Source organism: Cyanobium sp. HWJ4-Hawea, assembly GCF_024345815.1.
Taxonomy (GTDB): Bacteria; Cyanobacteriota; Cyanobacteriia; order PCC-6307; family Cyanobiaceae; genus Cyanobium_A.
The window spans coordinates 1-15553 of the sequence record NZ_JAGQBV010000021.1 but is presented as its reverse complement, the minus strand read 5'-3'; the positions used below and the strand labels follow the sequence as shown (position 1 = coordinate 15553).

Annotated in this window: 18 protein-coding genes; 8 read left to right on the top strand and 10 right to left on the bottom strand. The window is 63.2% G+C overall.

The genetic code is table 11. The annotated features are described in order from the left end of the window. Positions 1 to 89: 89 nt before the first annotated feature. Genes KBY58_RS06470 through KBY58_RS06460 form a run of 3 tightly spaced genes read left to right on the top strand, consistent with a single transcriptional unit; the run spans position 90 to position 1731 of the window. On the top strand, positions 90 to 422 hold the full coding sequence (locus KBY58_RS06470; protein ID WP_315858039.1) for a 2Fe-2S iron-sulfur cluster-binding protein: 333 nt from the start codon (positions 90 to 92) through the stop codon (positions 420 to 422). Then, positions 419 to 628 carry a hypothetical protein gene (locus KBY58_RS06465; protein ID WP_255003507.1) on the top strand — a complete coding sequence of 70 codons (210 nt, stop codon included), beginning with the start codon at positions 419 to 421 and terminating at the stop codon, positions 626 to 628. The genes KBY58_RS06470 and KBY58_RS06465 overlap by 4 nt, the downstream gene beginning before the upstream one ends. Next, entirely contained in the window at positions 625 to 1731 is a 1107-nt protein-coding gene (locus tag KBY58_RS06460) for a DUF3326 domain-containing protein (protein WP_255003506.1), read from the top strand. The genes KBY58_RS06465 and KBY58_RS06460 overlap by 4 nt, the downstream gene beginning before the upstream one ends. Here KBY58_RS06460 and KBY58_RS06455 read toward each other — a convergent pair. The 4 genes from KBY58_RS06455 to KBY58_RS06440 are packed head-to-tail and all read right to left on the bottom strand — an operon-like array spanning position 1728 to position 6394. Next, positions 1728 to 3416: an NAD+ synthase gene (locus KBY58_RS06455; protein WP_255003505.1), complete on the bottom strand. Its 1689-nt coding sequence runs from the start codon at positions 3414 to 3416 to the stop codon at positions 1728 to 1730. The genes KBY58_RS06460 and KBY58_RS06455 overlap by 4 nt on opposite strands. After that, the gene (locus KBY58_RS06450; RefSeq protein ID WP_261346362.1) at positions 3416 to 4027 is read right to left on the bottom strand and encodes a nicotinate-nucleotide adenylyltransferase; all 612 of its coding nucleotides are present in this window, start codon (positions 4025 to 4027) and stop codon (positions 3416 to 3418) included. The genes KBY58_RS06455 and KBY58_RS06450 overlap by 1 nt, the downstream gene beginning before the upstream one ends. A gap of 1 nt (position 4028) precedes the next feature. Then, positions 4029 to 5381, bottom strand: coding sequence for a GTP-binding protein (locus tag KBY58_RS06445; protein WP_255003504.1), 1353 nt, complete (start codon positions 5379 to 5381; stop codon positions 4029 to 4031). After that, complete coding sequence (locus tag KBY58_RS06440; RefSeq protein WP_255003503.1) at positions 5378 to 6394, bottom strand: CNNM domain-containing protein; 1017 nt, start codon at positions 6392 to 6394, stop codon at positions 5378 to 5380. Before KBY58_RS06440 ends, KBY58_RS06445 begins: the two co-directional genes overlap by 4 nt. Before the next feature lie 121 nt (positions 6395 to 6515). Here KBY58_RS06440 and KBY58_RS06435 point away from each other — a divergent pair, with 121 nt between their 5' ends. After that, positions 6516 to 7823, top strand: a complete 1308-nt coding sequence (locus tag KBY58_RS06435) for an aminopeptidase P N-terminal domain-containing protein (protein WP_255003502.1) — start codon at positions 6516 to 6518, stop codon at positions 7821 to 7823. Between the two features lie 2 nt (positions 7824 to 7825). Here the strand turns inward: KBY58_RS06435 and KBY58_RS06430 are convergent, their stop codons facing one another. The 4 genes from KBY58_RS06430 to KBY58_RS06415 are packed head-to-tail and all read right to left on the bottom strand — an operon-like array spanning position 7826 to position 9970. Next, the gene (locus KBY58_RS06430; protein WP_255003501.1) at positions 7826 to 8236 is read right to left on the bottom strand and encodes a type II toxin-antitoxin system VapC family toxin; all 411 of its coding nucleotides are present in this window, start codon (positions 8234 to 8236) and stop codon (positions 7826 to 7828) included. 3 nt (positions 8237 to 8239) lie between these two features. Continuing rightward, positions 8240 to 8485: a hypothetical protein gene (locus tag KBY58_RS06425; protein WP_255003500.1), complete on the bottom strand. Its 246-nt coding sequence runs from the start codon at positions 8483 to 8485 to the stop codon at positions 8240 to 8242. A 26-nt stretch (positions 8486 to 8511) separates the two neighbouring features. Further along, on the bottom strand, positions 8512 to 9294 hold the full coding sequence (locus KBY58_RS06420; protein ID WP_255003521.1) for a TIGR01548 family HAD-type hydrolase: 783 nt from the start codon (positions 9292 to 9294) through the stop codon (positions 8512 to 8514). 13 nt (positions 9295 to 9307) lie between these two features. Next, a complete protein-coding gene (locus tag KBY58_RS06415) occupies positions 9308 to 9970 on the bottom strand; it encodes a transaldolase family protein (protein ID WP_255003499.1) in 663 nt (220 codons plus the stop codon). Between the two features lie 75 nt (positions 9971 to 10045). Here KBY58_RS06415 and KBY58_RS06410 point away from each other — a divergent pair, with 75 nt between their 5' ends. Then, positions 10046 to 10540 carry a 30S ribosomal protein PSRP-3 gene (locus tag KBY58_RS06410; protein ID WP_254933888.1) on the top strand — a complete coding sequence of 165 codons (495 nt, stop codon included), beginning with the start codon at positions 10046 to 10048 and terminating at the stop codon, positions 10538 to 10540. 132 nt (positions 10541 to 10672) lie between these two features. Here KBY58_RS06410 and atpC read toward each other — a convergent pair whose 3' ends face one another. Then, positions 10673 to 11080, bottom strand: coding sequence for an ATP synthase F1 subunit epsilon (gene atpC / locus KBY58_RS06405; protein ID WP_255003498.1), 408 nt, complete (start codon positions 11078 to 11080; stop codon positions 10673 to 10675). A gap of 17 nt (positions 11081 to 11097) precedes the next feature. Continuing rightward, complete coding sequence (gene atpD, locus KBY58_RS06400; RefSeq protein ID WP_255003497.1) at positions 11098 to 12558, bottom strand: F0F1 ATP synthase subunit beta; 1461 nt, start codon at positions 12556 to 12558, stop codon at positions 11098 to 11100. 253 nt (positions 12559 to 12811) lie between these two features. Between atpD and groES the strand changes: the two genes are divergently transcribed. From groES to KBY58_RS06385, 3 genes are all read left to right on the top strand, one after another. Then, positions 12812 to 13123, top strand: a complete 312-nt coding sequence (groES, locus tag KBY58_RS06395; protein WP_254933885.1) for a co-chaperone GroES — start codon at positions 12812 to 12814, stop codon at positions 13121 to 13123. A gap of 62 nt (positions 13124 to 13185) precedes the next feature. Continuing rightward, positions 13186 to 14820, top strand: a complete 1635-nt coding sequence (gene groL, locus KBY58_RS06390; RefSeq protein ID WP_254933884.1) for a chaperonin GroEL — start codon at positions 13186 to 13188, stop codon at positions 14818 to 14820. A gap of 218 nt (positions 14821 to 15038) precedes the next feature. Then, positions 15039 to 15553, top strand: a 515-nt coding sequence (locus KBY58_RS06385) for an ammonium transporter (RefSeq protein ID WP_409995723.1), incomplete at its 3' end; no start/stop codon positions are given.

Below are 15553 nucleotides of genomic sequence, written 5' to 3'. Positions count from 1 at the left end.
AATTGGAGCCAGAGCTGCCTGCCTTTAACCCCCTCCCCGTGACCGAATCCAGTTTTTCCAGCAAAGCCGAAATTTCGGGCGAAGGCCAAATCTCGAACCAGGTCCAGGTTTTCAGGGTCGTGGCTGATCTAGATGGCACTAGCCATAGCTTTTCCTGCCGCAGCGATCAAACCGTGTTGGCGGCGGCAGAAGCGGCGGGGGTACCTCTGCCTAGCTCCTGCTGCTCGGGGGTTTGCACCACCTGTGCGGCCCTGATTAGCCAGGGCCAGGTGCATCAACCCGATGCAATGGGTGTGAAGAAAGAGCTGCAGGAGCAGGGCTTTGCCCTGTTATGTGTTTCGTTGCCCCGCTCCGATCTCCAGCTCAAGGCCGGCCAGGAGGATGCGCTCTACGAGGCGCAATTCGGCAAGTATCAAAAGTGAGGCTTGAGCCGCGGCAGCTGCGGTTGGTCCGTCAGGAAGGGCCGCTGTTGCCCCAAATTGAGGCCGCCTTGGCAACGGTCGAAGGCAAGCCCCTGCGTTGGGCCATTACTTCAGTGTCGCCGGCCGAGATTACTGGGCCCGCGGCGGCCAGCTGGGGCCGGGAACTGGTGCTGGAGGCCGTCTTCTGCCTGGCCGATTCGCCGTGACCACGGCCGCCGGACCCGGGGCACCCCTGCCCACCCTGCTGGTTATTCCCACCGGGATTGGCTGCGAGCTAGGCGGTTATGCCGGCGATGGATTGCCGGCGGCACGGCTGCTGGCTGCTGCAAGTGGTTGCCTAATCACCCATCCCAATGTGATGAACGGTGCCTCGCTCTATTGGAGTGATCCCCGCATCCACTACGTGGAGGGCTCTGCCCTGAATCGCTTCGCGCGGGGCGAGCTGGCCCTGGAGCCGGTTAGGCGCCAGCGGATTGGCCTGTTGCTTGATGCGGGAATCGAAACCGAGCTACGCCAGCGCCACCTGCAGGTTGCCGATGCCTGCCGGGCGACTTTGGGCCTCGAGATTGGCCCGGTTGTTACCACTGCAGCCCCGCTGGAGGTAAGCCTTAGCCATGGCGCCAGTGGTGCCAGCTGGGGCAGCCTGGGCCGGCCGGATCAGTTGCTGGAGGCTGGTGAGCGGCTAAGGGCCGCCGGGGCAACGGCCATCGCCGTGGTGGCCCGCTTCCCGGAGGATCCCCATGGGGAGGCCCTGGCCGCCTATCGCCAGGGGAGCGGAGTGGATGGTTTGGCGGGGGCGGAGGCGGTGATTAGTCACCTGTTGAGTGCCCATTTGGGTTTGCCCTGCGCCCATGCCCCAGCCCTGACCCCCCTGCCCTTGGATCCAGATCTAGATCCCCGGGCCGCCGGGGAAGAGCTGGGTTACACCTTTTTGGCCTGTGTTTTGGTGGGCTTGAGTAGGGCTCCCAACCTGGTGGAGTTGGCGCCGCTTGGTCACTCAGCGCATGGTCACTCAGGGCTGGTTCATCCAGCTAGCGGCCGCCACTTGGCTTTGGGGGCAGCAATTTTCCACCAGCAGCTTGGTGCGGTCGTGGCGCCGGCTGGTGCCCTGGGGGGAGAGGCGGTGCTGGCCTGCGCCGAGCGGGGTGTGCCCCTAATTGCGGTTCACAACCCCTGCGTGCTCGATGTGGGCGCTGCCGCCCTTGGCTTGGAGGTTCTGGAGGCCAGTAGCTATGGCGAAGCTGCGGGCCTGCTTTTGGCATTGCGGGAAGGCATTTGGCCCGGGTCCCTGGGCCGGCCCTTGCGTTAGCGAGCGGCGATTGGCATCCGCCAGCCACTGCCAAATGCCCGACCACTCACCTTGAGGAGGGGGGCGGCTTGGCGGCGTTTGAATTCGGCCCTGGCCATCAACTGCCCTACCCTCTGGGCCAGGTCGGGGGGCGCCCCCGCAGCGATTAGTTCCTCTGGGCTGCGCAGTTCCTCAATCATGGATTTCAGCAGTGGATCTAGGACCGCGTAATCCGGGAGCGAATCGCTATCAAGTTGCTCGGGCCTGAGTTCGGCGCTGGGGGGCTTGGTGCGAATGGCTGCACCAATTAATTGACCATTGGCCGCTAGGCCTAAATCTTTTCTGCAGCTGGCGGAGGCAGGGCTATCTAGCCAATCGCAAAGCTCAAAGACACTGGTTTTGTAGAGATCGCCAATTACGGCCAGGCCACCGTTCATGTCGCCGTAGAGGGTGCAGTAGCCAACGGCAAGCTCGGATTTATTGCCGGTGGAAAGCAGCAACTGGCCCTGCTGGTTTGCCACGGCCATCAGCAGGGTGCCGCGGATCCGTGATTGCAGGTTTTCGGCGGTGATCCCGGCGGGCGGGCCGGCCAGTGGCTTGCCCAGGCTGCTGGCAAAGCAATCCATCAAGGCTTCAATTGCCACCTCGGAGGTATGGATCCCCAGGCGCCCTGCAAGCTCTTGGGCATCCACCAGGGAGCCCCGCGAGCTGTAGGGGGAAGGCATCAGCAGGGCCTGGACCTGCTCTCCCCCTAATGCCGCCGCCGCAATCACCGCCACTAGGGCCGAATCAATCCCGCCACTTAGGCCCAGTAGGGCCTGGCGAAAGCCGCATTTGTGGGCGTAGTCGTGAACCCCGAGCACCAGGGCCCGAAACAGCTGCTCAGGGGCTTCTGGCAGGGGCGGCATTGCTGAAGAAGAGGGGCAATCCCAAATACCCACCTGCTCTCGGCAGCAGGCCAGTTGGGCCACCACCGCACCTTGGCCATCCACCACGAAGCTGGCGCCATCGAATACCAATTCGTCGTTGCCACCCACCTGGTTCACGTAGACCACCGGACAACCCAGGCCCTGGGCGGCCCGGGCCGCCAGCTGGTGGCGCAGTGAAGCCTTGGTCTGGCCAAAGGGTGAGGCCGAGAGATTGAGCAGGAGGTCGATTTTGTGGGGCCGCATGGCGGCAATGGGATCGGGCCCCACCAGCCGGTGGCCCTGTAGTTCTTCCTCCACCCAGAGGTCTTCGCAGATGGTCAGGCCCAGGCGCCAGCTGCGGCCAGCCCGCTGGAGCTCCAAAACCGCCGCCTCTTGGCCGGGCCGGAAATAGCGCTGTTCGTCGAAAACGTCGTAGGTGGGCAGCAGGCGCTTGCGGGCCACGATCCGCCATTGCCCTGCCTCGACCAGGGCAATCGAGTTGTAGAGGTTGGGCAGTTCAGCCGCCTCGATCGGTTCGGCAACGCCCACCAGCACTGCCAGGTCGGGGCAGGTTGCCGCCAGCTGGCCGCTCAGCCCATCCAAAACTATTTGCTGTTGCAGCTGCAGAGAGCGGCGCAGCAGCAGGTCCCGGGGCGGGTAGCCCCAAAGAGACAGCTCGGGCGTCACTACCAGGTCGGCGCCTGCTGTTGCCGCCTCTTGGCAGGCGGCCAAAATTCGCGCCCCATTGCCCGTCAGGTCGCCCACCAATGGATTGATTTGGGCCAGGGCAAATCGCATTAGGGCTGCTCGAAATCTTCCTGCTCTAAACCTGCCTGCCCCTGCAGGCCATAGAGATTGTGCTGCAACAGGGTGGGTTGGAGGGCGGGCGGAATTTGGCTGGGATCGTGCTGCTGGCGAACCCGGGAGCTGGCGGTGGCGGGAATGGTGAGGGCTAGCTCGATCACCTGGCCGCCGATGGCCTCGAGGGCTTGGCGCTGCTCACAAGTGAACGGCCAGCCGGCCCGGGGTGCAATGGCCAGGCGGCAGCCCTGCAGCAGTGCGCTGGCCTGTTTCCAGCGGGGGATTTGGCCGGCCAGATCGCTGCCCACCACAAAAACCAGCCCGGCCTGGGGCCAGCGTTGCCGGGCCCTCTGCAGGGTTTCGATCGCCCAAGGACTACTCAACTCCTGGACCATCTGCAGGCGGGGATTGCCAATCGAATCGACCAGAACAGCCAGTAGGGCGGCCCTTTGGGCCAAGGGTGCCCCGTGGGCCTTGAGGGGGTTGTCGCTAGCCCAGGTGGCCACCACTGGATAGGTGGCGAGGAGTCCCTCCAGCAGGGCCTGGTGGCCGTAGGTGGGGGGATCGGCGCTGGTGCCAAATAGGGCGACTTGATTCACTGCAGGCAGCTCAGGGCAGCAGGGCCTGCAGGCGCATGCGGGCCTGCTGCGGGCCAACGCCGTCGCCTGGATTCACCTGCCAGGTGCTGAGCCAGGCCCCCACGGCAGGATCGCTTAGGGCGAGTCTGCGCAGCAGGGCCCCTGGCCGGCCTCCCCGCTCGGCACCCTTGAGCAATTCAGCTGCGGCCAGCCGGCCGGTTAGGCGGGTGGTGTGCACGGCCAGGGCGGCCTGGGCCACCGCCACCGGGGCAGCTGGGGCAAGGCTTAAGCCTCCGGTCAGGGGGGCGGCCACCAATAGCAGTTGGCGGATCAGCCCCAATACCAATTGGATGCCCAGTTGAGCGCCCCCCAGCAGGGCGCTGTGGCCGGAAAGGCGGGTAAGTAATTGCCTGGCACCGCTGCTTTGCATCTTCAGGCCATAGAGCTGGCAAAGCTGCAGGACCAGGGCTGTGTCGCAGGCCATGCCCGCTGCCAGATCAAGCAACACGAAGGGATTGGCGGCCACGCCGGTGGCCTTTAGGGCGGCAAAACGGCCAATCAGGCTCTGGGCCGCCTGGCGACTGTGGCTAAGGCGCCAGTGTTGACGCTGCTGCTCGAGCCGATCGGCGGCCCGGAGGGCATTGAGGGCCAGCAGCAGGCTGCCGTGCCGGCTCAGCAGTTCGATTAGGGATTGGCGCAGCGGACCTATCTGGGGGGAGCTGGCCTCGCTGCGCACCCTGCCATCGGCGAGGAGCTGGGCCCGTCGCGGTGCTGCTGCCACAGGAATTAGTTCCAGCTGGCGGGCCTGGATCGGCAGGCGCCGGCGGATGCTGGCGATCAATTGGTCCCTTTCTGCTTCTGGCCAGCAATCGCAGCGGTTAAGGGCCAGCAGCAGCGGTTTGCCGCTAGCTAAAAGCACATCGAGGGCTTCTAGTTCCACCCGGTTGAGGTCGCCGTCAAGCACCAACAGCACCAGGTCGGCACCTAGGGCCACCCGGGCGGCCAGGCGCCCCCGGCCGGCGTCGGCAATTTCATCAATGCCGGGGGTGTCGACCAGCTCCACCTGCTCCAGCCCTGGGATTGGCTGATCCCAGGGCTCGCTCGCCTGGTGGCGGGTGCAGCCATGGGCCACATCCGTGGCGAAGGCCCCATGGCCCAGCAGGGCATTGAGCAGGCTCGATTTGCCCACTCCGACCCGCCCAAAAACAGCCAGCTTGAGCCGCTTCTGCTGCAGACGTTCGAGTTGGCGATCTACTGCTGCCAGCTCTCCTGCCAGCACCGAACTTTCCCGGCCGCTTAGTTGCAGCTGGCCGCGCCACTGCTCCAGGCCCAGGCGACAGCGCTCGGGTGTGGAGGGAGCAGAAGGGGGTGGGGCATGCCTCATGGGCCCTGGCCCTCGCCCGCCATTGGGGGCCGGCGCCACCAACCCGCCAGTACGGCCAAAACAGCCTCGGCGCCGATCACACCCACAAATCCACCAAATTCATCTACCACCACCCGAACGCCAGTGCTGTTGCGACGGAAGCCGGTGAGCAGCCGGTCGGCTCGAATCATTTCCGGCACAAATTCCACCGGCTCACCGAGGGCCGCAGCGGTCAGATGGTCGTTGCCTTTTAAGAGGGCGGTGAGCAGGGCTTCCCGGCTGGCCACACTGAGTACTTCGTCTACTTCTTCGCCAAGCACCACCCACCATTCGGAGTTGTTGGCCAACAGTTCGGAGCGCAGCTGCTCCAGGGTGGCGTTGCCGCTCAGGCTTGGCGCGGCCACCCTCGGCACCATCAAATCCCTGGCGGTAAGGTCGTTTAGCTGGAACACCTTGGCAATCATTGCCGCCTCATCGGCTTCGATTTGTCCCTTTTGGGAGCCCAGCTTCGCCAGTAGCCGGATCTCGTCCTCGTCGGTGCTGATTTCGTTTTCGGCCGTAATCGCAGGCAGTAGGCGCTCGAGAATCAGTACCAGGGGCAGATTCAGCTGACTTAGCAGGTGCAGGGCAGGGGCACTGGCGAGGGCCACCGGCATGGCAAAACGGCTGCCCATCGATTTGGGCAGGATTTCACCTAGCAGGATCACCAGCACCGTCAGGCCCACTGAAAACAGCGGCAGGGCCACCTCAGGGAAGTCGTGCCTGTGGAACACCACCGCCGCCAGGCCGCCCAGCATCAGGCTGCCAAAAATGTTGAAGCCGTTGTTGGCGATCACAAGTACGGCCAGGGTGCGACCCAGGCGCTGGCGCAGTTGGGCCAGCCGCCTAGCCCCCCGCACCGGATGGGGGCGGTTTGCCAATTCATGGACCCGCGCCGGGTTCACGGTCAGCACTGCAGCCTCAATGCCAGAGGCCAGGGCAGAACCTGCGATCACCACCACCACCAGCACCGCTAGGCCAACGATGTCGTTCATTCAGGGAGGGGTTGGAGCACGGGAATTGGCCTCTGGACCCCATTTAATCGGCTCTGCCAACAACTGCAGTTGGGGTTGAACCAAACTGGCATCGAACCGTTGCCCTTTCGGGCGCCATTTAATGACGATTTTCGCCCAGCGCCGCAGCCGATTTTTCGCGGAATTGGGCGGTGCTGCAGCGGTGATACCGGCAGCACCGATGGTCGTGCATCACGCCGATTGCGAGTATCCATTCCGCCAAAACAGCGACTTTTGGTACCTGACTGGTTTTGATGAGCCGGGCGCGGTGGCCCTGTTTTTGCCCCATCGCGACGATGTCCGCTTCGTGCTGTTCGTGGAGCCCAAGGAGCCCACGGCCGAGGTTTGGAATGGTTTCCGCTGGGGCTGCCAGGGGGCGGTGGCTGAATTTGGCGCTGACATGGCCCACCCCCTAGCTGAATTGCCCCAACGGCTGGCGGAGTATCTCAAGGGCGCCGAGGGGATTGCCTTTCGGGTCGGCCGCCATCCCTCCGTGGAGCCCCTCGTGCTGCAGGCCTGGGGTGAGCAGCTGGATCGGGCACCCCGCAGCGGCTCGGCGGCCCTGGGGTTGGTGGCCCCTTGTCCGCTATTACATGGCCTGCGGCTGCGCAAGGGGCCGGAAGAGCTAGAGCGCCTGCGGGAGGCGGCCCGCATCTCCGCGGAGGCCCATGAGTTGGCGCGGCAGGTGACCCGCCCAGGCCTCAGTGAGCGCCAGGTGCAGGCGGTGATCGAGCAGCACTTCCTCGAGCAGGGGGCCCGGGGCCCCGCCTATGGCTCGATTGTGGCCGGCGGCGACAACGCCTGCGTGCTCCACTACACCGCCAATGGCTCCACCCTGCGCGACGGCGATTTAGTGCTGATCGATGCCGGCTGCAGCCTCAGCGACTACTACAACGGCGACATCACCCGCACCTTCCCGGTGGGTGGACGTTTTTCCGCCGAGCAGCGGGCCCTCTACGAGCTGGTGCTGGCGGCCCAGGAGGCGGCGGTGGCCTCGGTGGCGCCGGGCTTTACGGCCGAGGGCGTGCACGGGACCGCCCTGCGGGTGCTGGTGGCAGGGCTGGTGGAGCTGGGGCTGCTGGTGGGGGATGTGGATGGCCTGATTGAGCAGGGCGCCTACAGGCACCTCTACATGCACCGCACCGGCCATTGGTTGGGCCTGGATGTGCACGATGTGGGGGCCTATCGCCTCGGGGAGCACCACGTGGAGCTCGAGGCCGGCATGGTGCTCACGGTGGAGCCGGGTTTGTACGTAAGCGACCGGCTGCCCGTGCCCGAGGGGCAACCGGCCATCGATGGGCGCTGGAAAGGGATTGGTATCCGCATCGAAGACGATGTGGCCGTAACCGATCGAGGCCACGAGAACCTGACGGCGGCCGCCCTCAAAACCACCAGCGCCATGGAGCGTTGAGTTCAGGGCAGGGCTTCAGCCCAGCTGCGGATGATTCGCAGGCCATCAACCTGCTGAAAATGCTCATCAAAGCTGCAAAGAATGGAGCCCATCTCCATGGCACTGGCGGCGATCCAAATGTCGTTGGTGGGGATCGGTCTGCCCTTACTCCTTAAATCCCGATAGACCAGGGCATAGGTGTCTGCGGTGGCAAGGCTGGAGGGGCATTGCCCTACCCGTGGTGAAGCTAGAAATTGGCTTAGTTCTTGCCGATTGCGTGCTTCTTGGCTGCCACAGGCAAAGCCCGCCAGCAATTCACCAATCACGGTGCTGCTGATCAAAAGTCTTTCTGTCCTATTGATTATTTCCACGCATGGCGCTGAGCCTCGCTTGAAATTGACGTAGGCATTGGTGTCGAGGGAAATGGGTCGCATGCCTCAGCCCCAGAACTCGAGATCCACCTGCTCAAGTGGAGCGATGGCAGCCTCAAAGGCATTGCCTTCCTCCTCAGACCAGGTGCCAGCCAGGTCTTCAAGATCACGATGGAGTCCGTCTGCCGGGCGTGGCTCCCCGGTCAGCCGGCTCAGGGCTAGTCGATTAAGGCTGATGCCCTGATGGTGGGCTTGGTCTTTCAATTGGCGCAACTGGTCTTCGCCAAGGCCGCGAACGCTGATGGCAGCCATAGGGTGTAATCACTTTTGCTAGCAAGCTAGCGCCTGTTGATGGCATCTAATCCCTCCAGGCTGCCCAGCAGCTCTTCGGTGCTGGCGATCACCTGGTCGGCGCCGGCGGCTAGAAGGCGGGCCTCGTAGGACCTGCGGGCCTCCGGGTTGCCATGAAGGTGGGGCGGTGCCACCGCCAGGCTGATGAAGCGTTGGTTGGGTTGTTGGCTACGGGCCCGCTGAACCGTGAGCACATCCGCCACGGTGTCACCCAGGTAAACCACCGCCGGAGCCCCGGGCCCGAGGGGTTCGCCCGCCAGGGCAGCCGCCAGGCGCAGCAGGCCCGTGGGATCGGGTTTGTCGGGGGCATCCCCCATGGCGATTAGGGGGGGCTTGACCAGGCCCAGCCTGGTTTCGAGCACATAGCGGCAGGAGGGTGATTCGGCTCCACTGACGAAACCCCAGGCCACACCAGCGGCACTGAGCTCAGCAAAAAAGCTGGGCTGCACCAGAAGGGGCTCGCTGCCAATGAAGCCTTGCCAGAGGCTTGGATCACCTTCGGGATCGCCGCCGAAATAAAATCCACCAAACACCTCCACCAGGCTGCCTAAATCCGGCAGGGGCGTGTGGCCGAGGCGCCGCAGCAGCTCCAGGGATGCCTCCCAGTCGTTGTTCCAGCAACCCTCGCCCTTGAGGCTGTCGATGGCGGCGGGCTCGGGCCTTTGCTGGCAGTAGTGCTGCACCGTTTCAACGATGGCCCGGCGATAGCTGCCGGCCACATCGCGAACTACCCCATCGATGTCGAACAGCACGATGGCCTTTGGTGTCATGCCGGCGCTGCTTTTAACCAGCTGCATCCTGCTCGAACTGGGCAGCCGCCGCCTCGGTGGCTTGGCAGCTGAATAGGGCCTCAGCAAGGTCGGGGCTTATAGTGAAGGTGGTGAGCCCCTCTGCGGCCAGGCGGCTGAGATCCTCCTTCTGGCGGAGGCTGGCAACCAACAGGCGCAGCGATGAACCCAGCCCATCCAGGCAGCGCTGCATGGCAATCACCTCCCGATGGCCATCGCGGCCTTGGTCACTGATGCGACCCAAGTAGGGGGCGATGTAATGGGCCCCGAGGGCGGCGGCCAGCAAAACCTGGGGCGCCTCGTAGCAGGCGGTAAAGGTGATCGGAATGCGGTCTTGGCTGATCAGTTGTTGGGCCACTGCCGCGCCCTGGGCTGTGATGGGCAGCTTCACCAGGATTTTTCCTGGCACCATTGCCGCCAGGGCCTGGCCGCATTCGGCCATGGCGATCTGATTCGCTCCCCAGGCCTGGAGGTGAATTTCCTGCGCACCGAATTCCTCTGCCTGACGACTGAGAACCGCCAGGTTGGCCGTGGTGCAGCTTTGGCCAGCCCGCCTAAGCAGGCTGGGATTGGTGGTGACTCCGTGGAACAGGTCGGTGGGCAGCCATTGCCGCCAGGCTTTGGGGTCGGCGGAATCGAGCAGTAGGCGCAGCGTCATCGCTGGAGATGGGGGGGTAGCGCCTTGGCGGCTGGTAGGTTAGTCGTTTGATGCGTAGCCTTGAGCGTCGACCCCATGACAGCCACTGAGAGCGTCCCTGGCGCTGCCGTGGGCGAAGCCCCAGCAGCAGCTATCCCAGCCGCCGCAGCAGTAGTAGCAGAAGACACCACTACCCAGGGTCGGCCCGTGATGCGTGGGGGCACAGCTGCCCTGGCCACCGCCACTATCGACGAAGACGGGGTGCCCTCCGGCTACACCCCCAAGCCCGACGAAGGCCGCTTCCTGGTGAAGATCCTCTGGCTTCCCGACAACGTGGCCCTAGCTGTCGACCAGATCGTGGGTGGCGGCCCTAGCCCCCTCACCTCCTACTTCTTCTGGCCCAGGGAAGACGCCTGGGAAACCCTCAAGACCGAGCTCGAGGCCAAGAGCTGGATCACCGACAACGAGCGCGTTGAGATCCTCAATAAGGCCACCGAAGTGATCAACTATTGGCAGGAAGAGGGCAAGGGCAAGAACCTGGACGAGGCCAAGCTGAAGTTCCCCGACGTGACCTTCTGCGGGACCGCCTGATTGGTGGTTTCGGCATTTCGATCATGCGGCGCTCCCCTCGGGGGGCGCTTTTTAATGCCACTTTTTCCCAAAAAAAATCCCCCAGAAACCAGCACTGCTGAAATCTGGGGGATGGGAGCTTGTCTAGGAAATTTAGTTTTCCTTGCTGGCCTGCATGCGGGCCTTGGCCTTGGCTAGGGCTTGGCCAGCCTTCAGCTTTTCAGGGCTATTGGCCTGACCCTCAAACCCAGACACTGCCAGTTGGGCGGCCTCAAATTCGGCTTCTGCAGCGGATGCATTGATGTTGCTGCCCAGCTCGGCTGCATTCACCAGAATGGTTACTTCGTCGGCTTCAACTTCGGCAAAACCGCCCATCAAGGCAATCGAAGACCAGCCGTTGCCATCACGCAGACGCATTACGCCGGTGTCGAGGGCGGCAAGCATCGTCACGTGGCCGGGCAAGATGCCGACTTGGCCGGTGGTGCTGGGCAGGATCACCTCTTCGGCGCTGCCATCGAAAACGCTCTGGTCAGGAGCCAGAACGCGGAGTGTGAGACTCATGGGTGGGGTTCCTCAGATCAATCCTTGGCTTCGGACAGGATCTTGGCGGCCTTGGCCTTGACCTGGTCGATGTTGCCAACGAGATAGAAAGCTGCTTCGGGCAGGTCGTCGAGTTCTCCGGCCAGAATCATGTTGAAACCCTTGATGGTTTCTTCGAGTTTCACGTACTCACCTTTCTGACCGGTGAAGATCTCGGCCACAAAGAAGGGCTGGGAGAGGAACTTCTCGATCTTGCGGGCCCGATCCACGGTGCGACGGTCGTCTTCCGACAGTTCGTCGAGACCAAGAATCGCGATGATGTCCTGGAGCTCCTTGTAGCGTTGCAGGGTCGACTGGACGGCCCGGGCGGTGCGGTAGTGCTCATCACCCACCACGGCGGGCTGGAGCATGGTGCTGGTGGAGTCCAGGGGATCCACGGCGGGATAGATGCCCTTGGATGCCAGGCCGCGGCTCAGCACGGTGGTGGCGTCCAGGTGGGCAAAGGTGGTGGCGGGGGCGGGGTCAGTCAGGTCGTCCGCAGGCACGTAGACGGCCTGGATCGAGGTGATGGAGCCCTCCAGGGTGGAGGTGATCCGTTCCTGGAGCATGCCGACGTCGGTACCCAGGGTGGGCTGGTAGCCCACGGCCGAGGGCATGCGGCCTAGCAGGGCCGAAACTTCCGAACCGGCTTGCACAAAGCGGAAGATGTTGTCGACAAACAGCAGCACGTCCTGCTTGTTGGCATCGCGGAAGTGCTCAGCCATGGTCAGGGCCGAGAGACCCACGCGCATCCGGGCCCCGGGGGGCTCGTTCATCTGGCCGTAGCAGAGGGCCACCTTCGACTTGCTGAGGTCCTCGGAGTTGATAACGCCGGATTCCTTGAATTCTTCGTAGAGGTCGTTGCCTTCACGGGTGCGCTCACCCACGCCAGCAAACACGGACACGCCGCCGTGCTCCTTGGCGATGTTGTTGATCAGCTCCTGGATCAACACGGTTTTGCCAACGCCAGCACCACCGAATAGGCCCACCTTGCCGCCCTGGCGGTAGGGAGCCAGGAGGTCGATCACCTTGATGCCGGTTTCGAAAACCGTGGGTTTGGTTTGAAGCTCGGTAAGGCTTGGTGCCGAACGGTGAATAGAGGCGGTTTCAGTGGTTTTGACCGGGCCCTGCTCGTCTACGGGTTCGCCGAGCACGTTGAAGATGCGGCCCAGGGTGGCCTCGCCCACGGGAACGCAAATGGGCGAGCCGGTGTCGAGGGCTTCCATGCCCCGAACCAGGCCGTCGGTGCTGCTCATGGCCACTGCGCGGACGCGGTGGTCGCCGAGCAATTGCTGCACTTCTGCAGTCAGGGCAACGTTCTGACCGGCAGAATTTTTACCCTCAATCCGAAGCGCGTTGTAAATCTTGGGCAGCTTGCCGGCCGGAAATTCAACGTCGAGCACGGGGCCAATGACCTGCCGGACGATGCCTTTGGTGCCGGTGGCGGTAGCAGCAGCCATAAATAAGTAAGACGCAGGGAGCGCACGGCGGGACCATCCCGCCTGAAGCGGCACGACCTTATCACCGCGCCTGGCCGCCCATGGGCGGTTCGGTCAACCGCACAGGACCGGCCTGGTCAGCGGCTCCAGGGCCCCATAGGGTTGGCACTCAGCGGGCTCGAGTGCCAGTTGGCTGCAATCCGTTGCAGCAAGCTGCCTGGCCCGTATCCCTGTGGCGTCTCAGACGTCATGCCATTGCTCTCGCAATTTATTCATGGCTGCTGTTTCTCTCAGCGTCTCCACGGTCAAGCCCCTCGGAGACCGCGTTTTCATCAAGGTTTCCGAGTCGGAAGAAAAAACCGCCGGAGGCATCCTTCTTCCTGACACCGCCAAGGAAAAGCCCCAGGTGGGCGAAGTGGTGCAGGTTGGTCCTGGCAAGCGCAACGACGATGGCTCCCGCCAAGCCCCTGAAGTGGGCGTGGGCGACAAGGTGCTCTATTCCAAGTACGCCGGCACCGACATCAAGCTCGGCTCCGATGAGTTCGTGCTGCTGTCCGAGAAGGACATCCTGGCCATCGTCAACTAATCAAGCTCTTCTGAGTTTGATAAAACCAAGCTTTTTCCCATCCTTTCGATAGATCGCCTTCCATGGCTAAGCGCATTATTTATAACGAGCAAGCCCGTCGGGCCCTCGAAAAAGGCATCGACATCCTTGCCGAAGCTGTTGCAGTGACCCTGGGCCCCAAGGGCCGCAACGTGGTGCTCGAGAAGAAGTTCGGCGCCCCCCAGATCATCAATGACGGCGTCACCATCGCCAAAGAGATCGAACTGGAAGACCACATCGAAAACACCGGTGTGGCCCTGATCCGTCAGGCCGCCAGCAAGACCAACGACGCCGCCGGTGACGGAACTACCACCGCCACCGTCCTGGCCCACGCCATGGTCAAGGCTGGTCTGCGCAACGTGGCCGCCGGCGCTAACGCGATCACCCTTAAAAAGGGCATCGACAAGGCTTCCGAATTCCTCGTCAAAAAGATCGAGGAGCACGCCAAGCCCATCAGCGACAGCACCGCCATTGCCCAGGTGGGCACCATCTCCGCCGGCAACGACGAAGAGGTGGGCCGCATGATCGCCGACGCCATGGACAAGGTGGGCAAGGAGGGCGTGATCTCCCTCGAGGAGGGCAAGTCGATGACCACCGAGCTGGAGGTCACCGAAGGTATGCGCTTCGACAAGGGCTACATCTCGCCCTACTTCGCCACCGACACCGAGCGGATGGAAGCGGTGCTCGAAGAGCCCTACATCCTTCTTACCGACAAGAAGATCGGCCTGGTGCAAGACCTGGTGCCCGTTCTTGAGCAGATTGCCCGCACCGGCAAGCCCCTGCTGATCATCGCCGAAGACATCGAGAAGGAAGCCCTCGCCACCTTGGTGGTGAACCGCCTGCGCGGCGTGCTGAACGTGGCGGCCGTCAAGGCTCCTGGTTTTGGCGACCGACGTAAGGCCATGCTCGAGGACATCGCCGTTCTCACCAACGGTCAGCTGATCACCGAAGACGCTGGTCTGAAGCTGGAGAACGCCAAGCTGGAGATGCTGGGTACCGCCCGTCGCATCACGATCAACAAGGACACCACCACCATCGTGGCCGAAGGCAACGAGGCTGCGGTGAAGGCCCGCTGCGAGCAAATCCGCAAGCAGATGGACGAAACCGACTCCTCCTACGACAAGGAGAAGTTGCAGGAGCGTCTGGCCAAGTTGAGCGGCGGTGTCGCTGTGGTGAAGGTGGGTGCTGCCACCGAAACCGAGATGAAGGACAAGAAGCTGCGCCTGGAAGACGCCATCAACGCCACCAAGGCGGCCGTTGAAGAAGGCATCGTTCCTGGTGGCGGCACCACCCTGGCCCACCTGGCTCCCGCCCTCGAGGAGTGGGCCAAGGCCAACCTCTCCGGCGAAGAGCTGATCGGCGCCACGATCGTGGCTTCTTCCCTCACCGCCCCCCTGATGCGCATTGCCCAGAACGCTGGTGTAAACGGCGCTGTGGTGGCTGAGAACGTCAAGAACAAGCCCTTCAACGAGGGCTACAACGCAGCTACCGGTGAGTACGTCGACATGCTGGCTGCCGGCATCGTGGACCCCGCCAAGGTGACCCGCTCTGGCCTCCAGAACGCGGCCTCCATCGCCGGCATGGTGCTCACCACCGAGTGCATCGTGGCCGACATGCCCGATAAGAAGGACTCTGCTCCCGCCGGCGGCGGCATGGGCGGCGGCGACTTCGACTATTGATCTCAGGGCGATTGCTTTAAGGGCGGGTGGTCTTCGGATCACCCAATCTCCAATTCTTCAGTCATATCAAGGGGACCTGCGGGTCCTCTTTTTTTATGCCCGCCCGCCGGAGCCCCTATTCGGTAGCGAATTGAACAGAAATTGAAGCTTTAGTAGCGACTGCTACTAAACGCTGCGCCTTGGCCCCGCAGCTTGGTTCTTTCGCTCCCGCCCCCGTAGTGCAAGCCTTACAAAGCGCCAACAACGGCTTTGTGCTGTTGTGTGCGGCCCTGGTGTTGATGATGACGCCGGCATTGGCGCTCTTTTACGCCGGTTTTGTACGCAGCCGCAACGTGCTCAACACGATGGTGATGAGCTTCTCGGCCATGGCCCTGGTCAGCGTGCTGTGGGTTTTGTATGGCTACAGCCTGGCCTTCTCCCCTGGCTCTGGTCCTTTGGCTCCATTTATTGGCGGCCTCCAGTGGGCTGGCCTTAGCAACTGGTCTGTGGCCTACGGAGATGGCCAGCTCAGCCATGGGGCGGTGGCCTTTTTCCAGCTCACTTTTGCGATCATCACGCCAGCCCTGATCTCCGGGGCGGTGGTGGAGCGGATGAACTTCCGCGCCTGGCTGGCCTTTGTTGTGCTGTGGAGCACCTTTATCTATCTGCCCCTGGCCCACATGGTTTGGGGTCCAGGGGGCTTCCTGGGGGTGGAGGGCCTGGGCGCCCTGGATTTTGCCGGTGGCCTGGTGGT

What these genes read in the sequence shown, in the direction of transcription:
- KBY58_RS06440 (WP_255003503.1), bottom strand. Translation starts at nt 6,394, where the DNA reads ATGAACGACATCGTTGGCCTAGCGGTGCTGGTGGTGGTGGTGATCGCA.
- groES (WP_254933885.1), top strand. Translation starts at nt 12,812, where the DNA reads ATGGCTGCTGTTTCTCTCAGCGTCTCCACGGTCAAGCCCCTCGGAGAC.
- groL (WP_254933884.1), top strand. Translation starts at nt 13,186, where the DNA reads ATGGCTAAGCGCATTATTTATAACGAGCAAGCCCGTCGGGCCCTCGAA.
- KBY58_RS06455 (WP_255003505.1), bottom strand. Translation starts at nt 3,416, where the DNA reads ATGCGATTTGCCCTGGCCCAAATCAATCCATTGGTGGGCGACCTGACG.
- KBY58_RS06425 (WP_255003500.1), bottom strand. Translation starts at nt 8,485, where the DNA reads ATGGCTGCCATCAGCGTTCGCGGCCTTGGCGAAGACCAGTTGCGCCAA.
- KBY58_RS06435 (WP_255003502.1), top strand. Translation starts at nt 6,516, where the DNA reads ATGACGATTTTCGCCCAGCGCCGCAGCCGATTTTTCGCGGAATTGGGC.
- atpD (WP_255003497.1), bottom strand. Translation starts at nt 12,558, where the DNA reads ATGGCTGCTGCTACCGCCACCGGCACCAAAGGCATCGTCCGGCAGGTC.
- KBY58_RS06445 (WP_255003504.1), bottom strand. Translation starts at nt 5,381, where the DNA reads ATGAGGCATGCCCCACCCCCTTCTGCTCCCTCCACACCCGAGCGCTGT.
- KBY58_RS06410 (WP_254933888.1), top strand. Translation starts at nt 10,046, where the DNA reads ATGACAGCCACTGAGAGCGTCCCTGGCGCTGCCGTGGGCGAAGCCCCA.
- KBY58_RS06415 (WP_255003499.1), bottom strand. Translation starts at nt 9,970, where the DNA reads ATGACGCTGCGCCTACTGCTCGATTCCGCCGACCCCAAAGCCTGGCGG.
- atpC (WP_255003498.1), bottom strand. Translation starts at nt 11,080, where the DNA reads ATGAGTCTCACACTCCGCGTTCTGGCTCCTGACCAGAGCGTTTTCGAT.
- KBY58_RS06430 (WP_255003501.1), bottom strand. Translation starts at nt 8,236, where the DNA reads ATGCGACCCATTTCCCTCGACACCAATGCCTACGTCAATTTCAAGCGA.
- KBY58_RS06420 (WP_255003521.1), bottom strand. Translation starts at nt 9,294, where the DNA reads ATGACACCAAAGGCCATCGTGCTGTTCGACATCGATGGGGTAGTTCGC.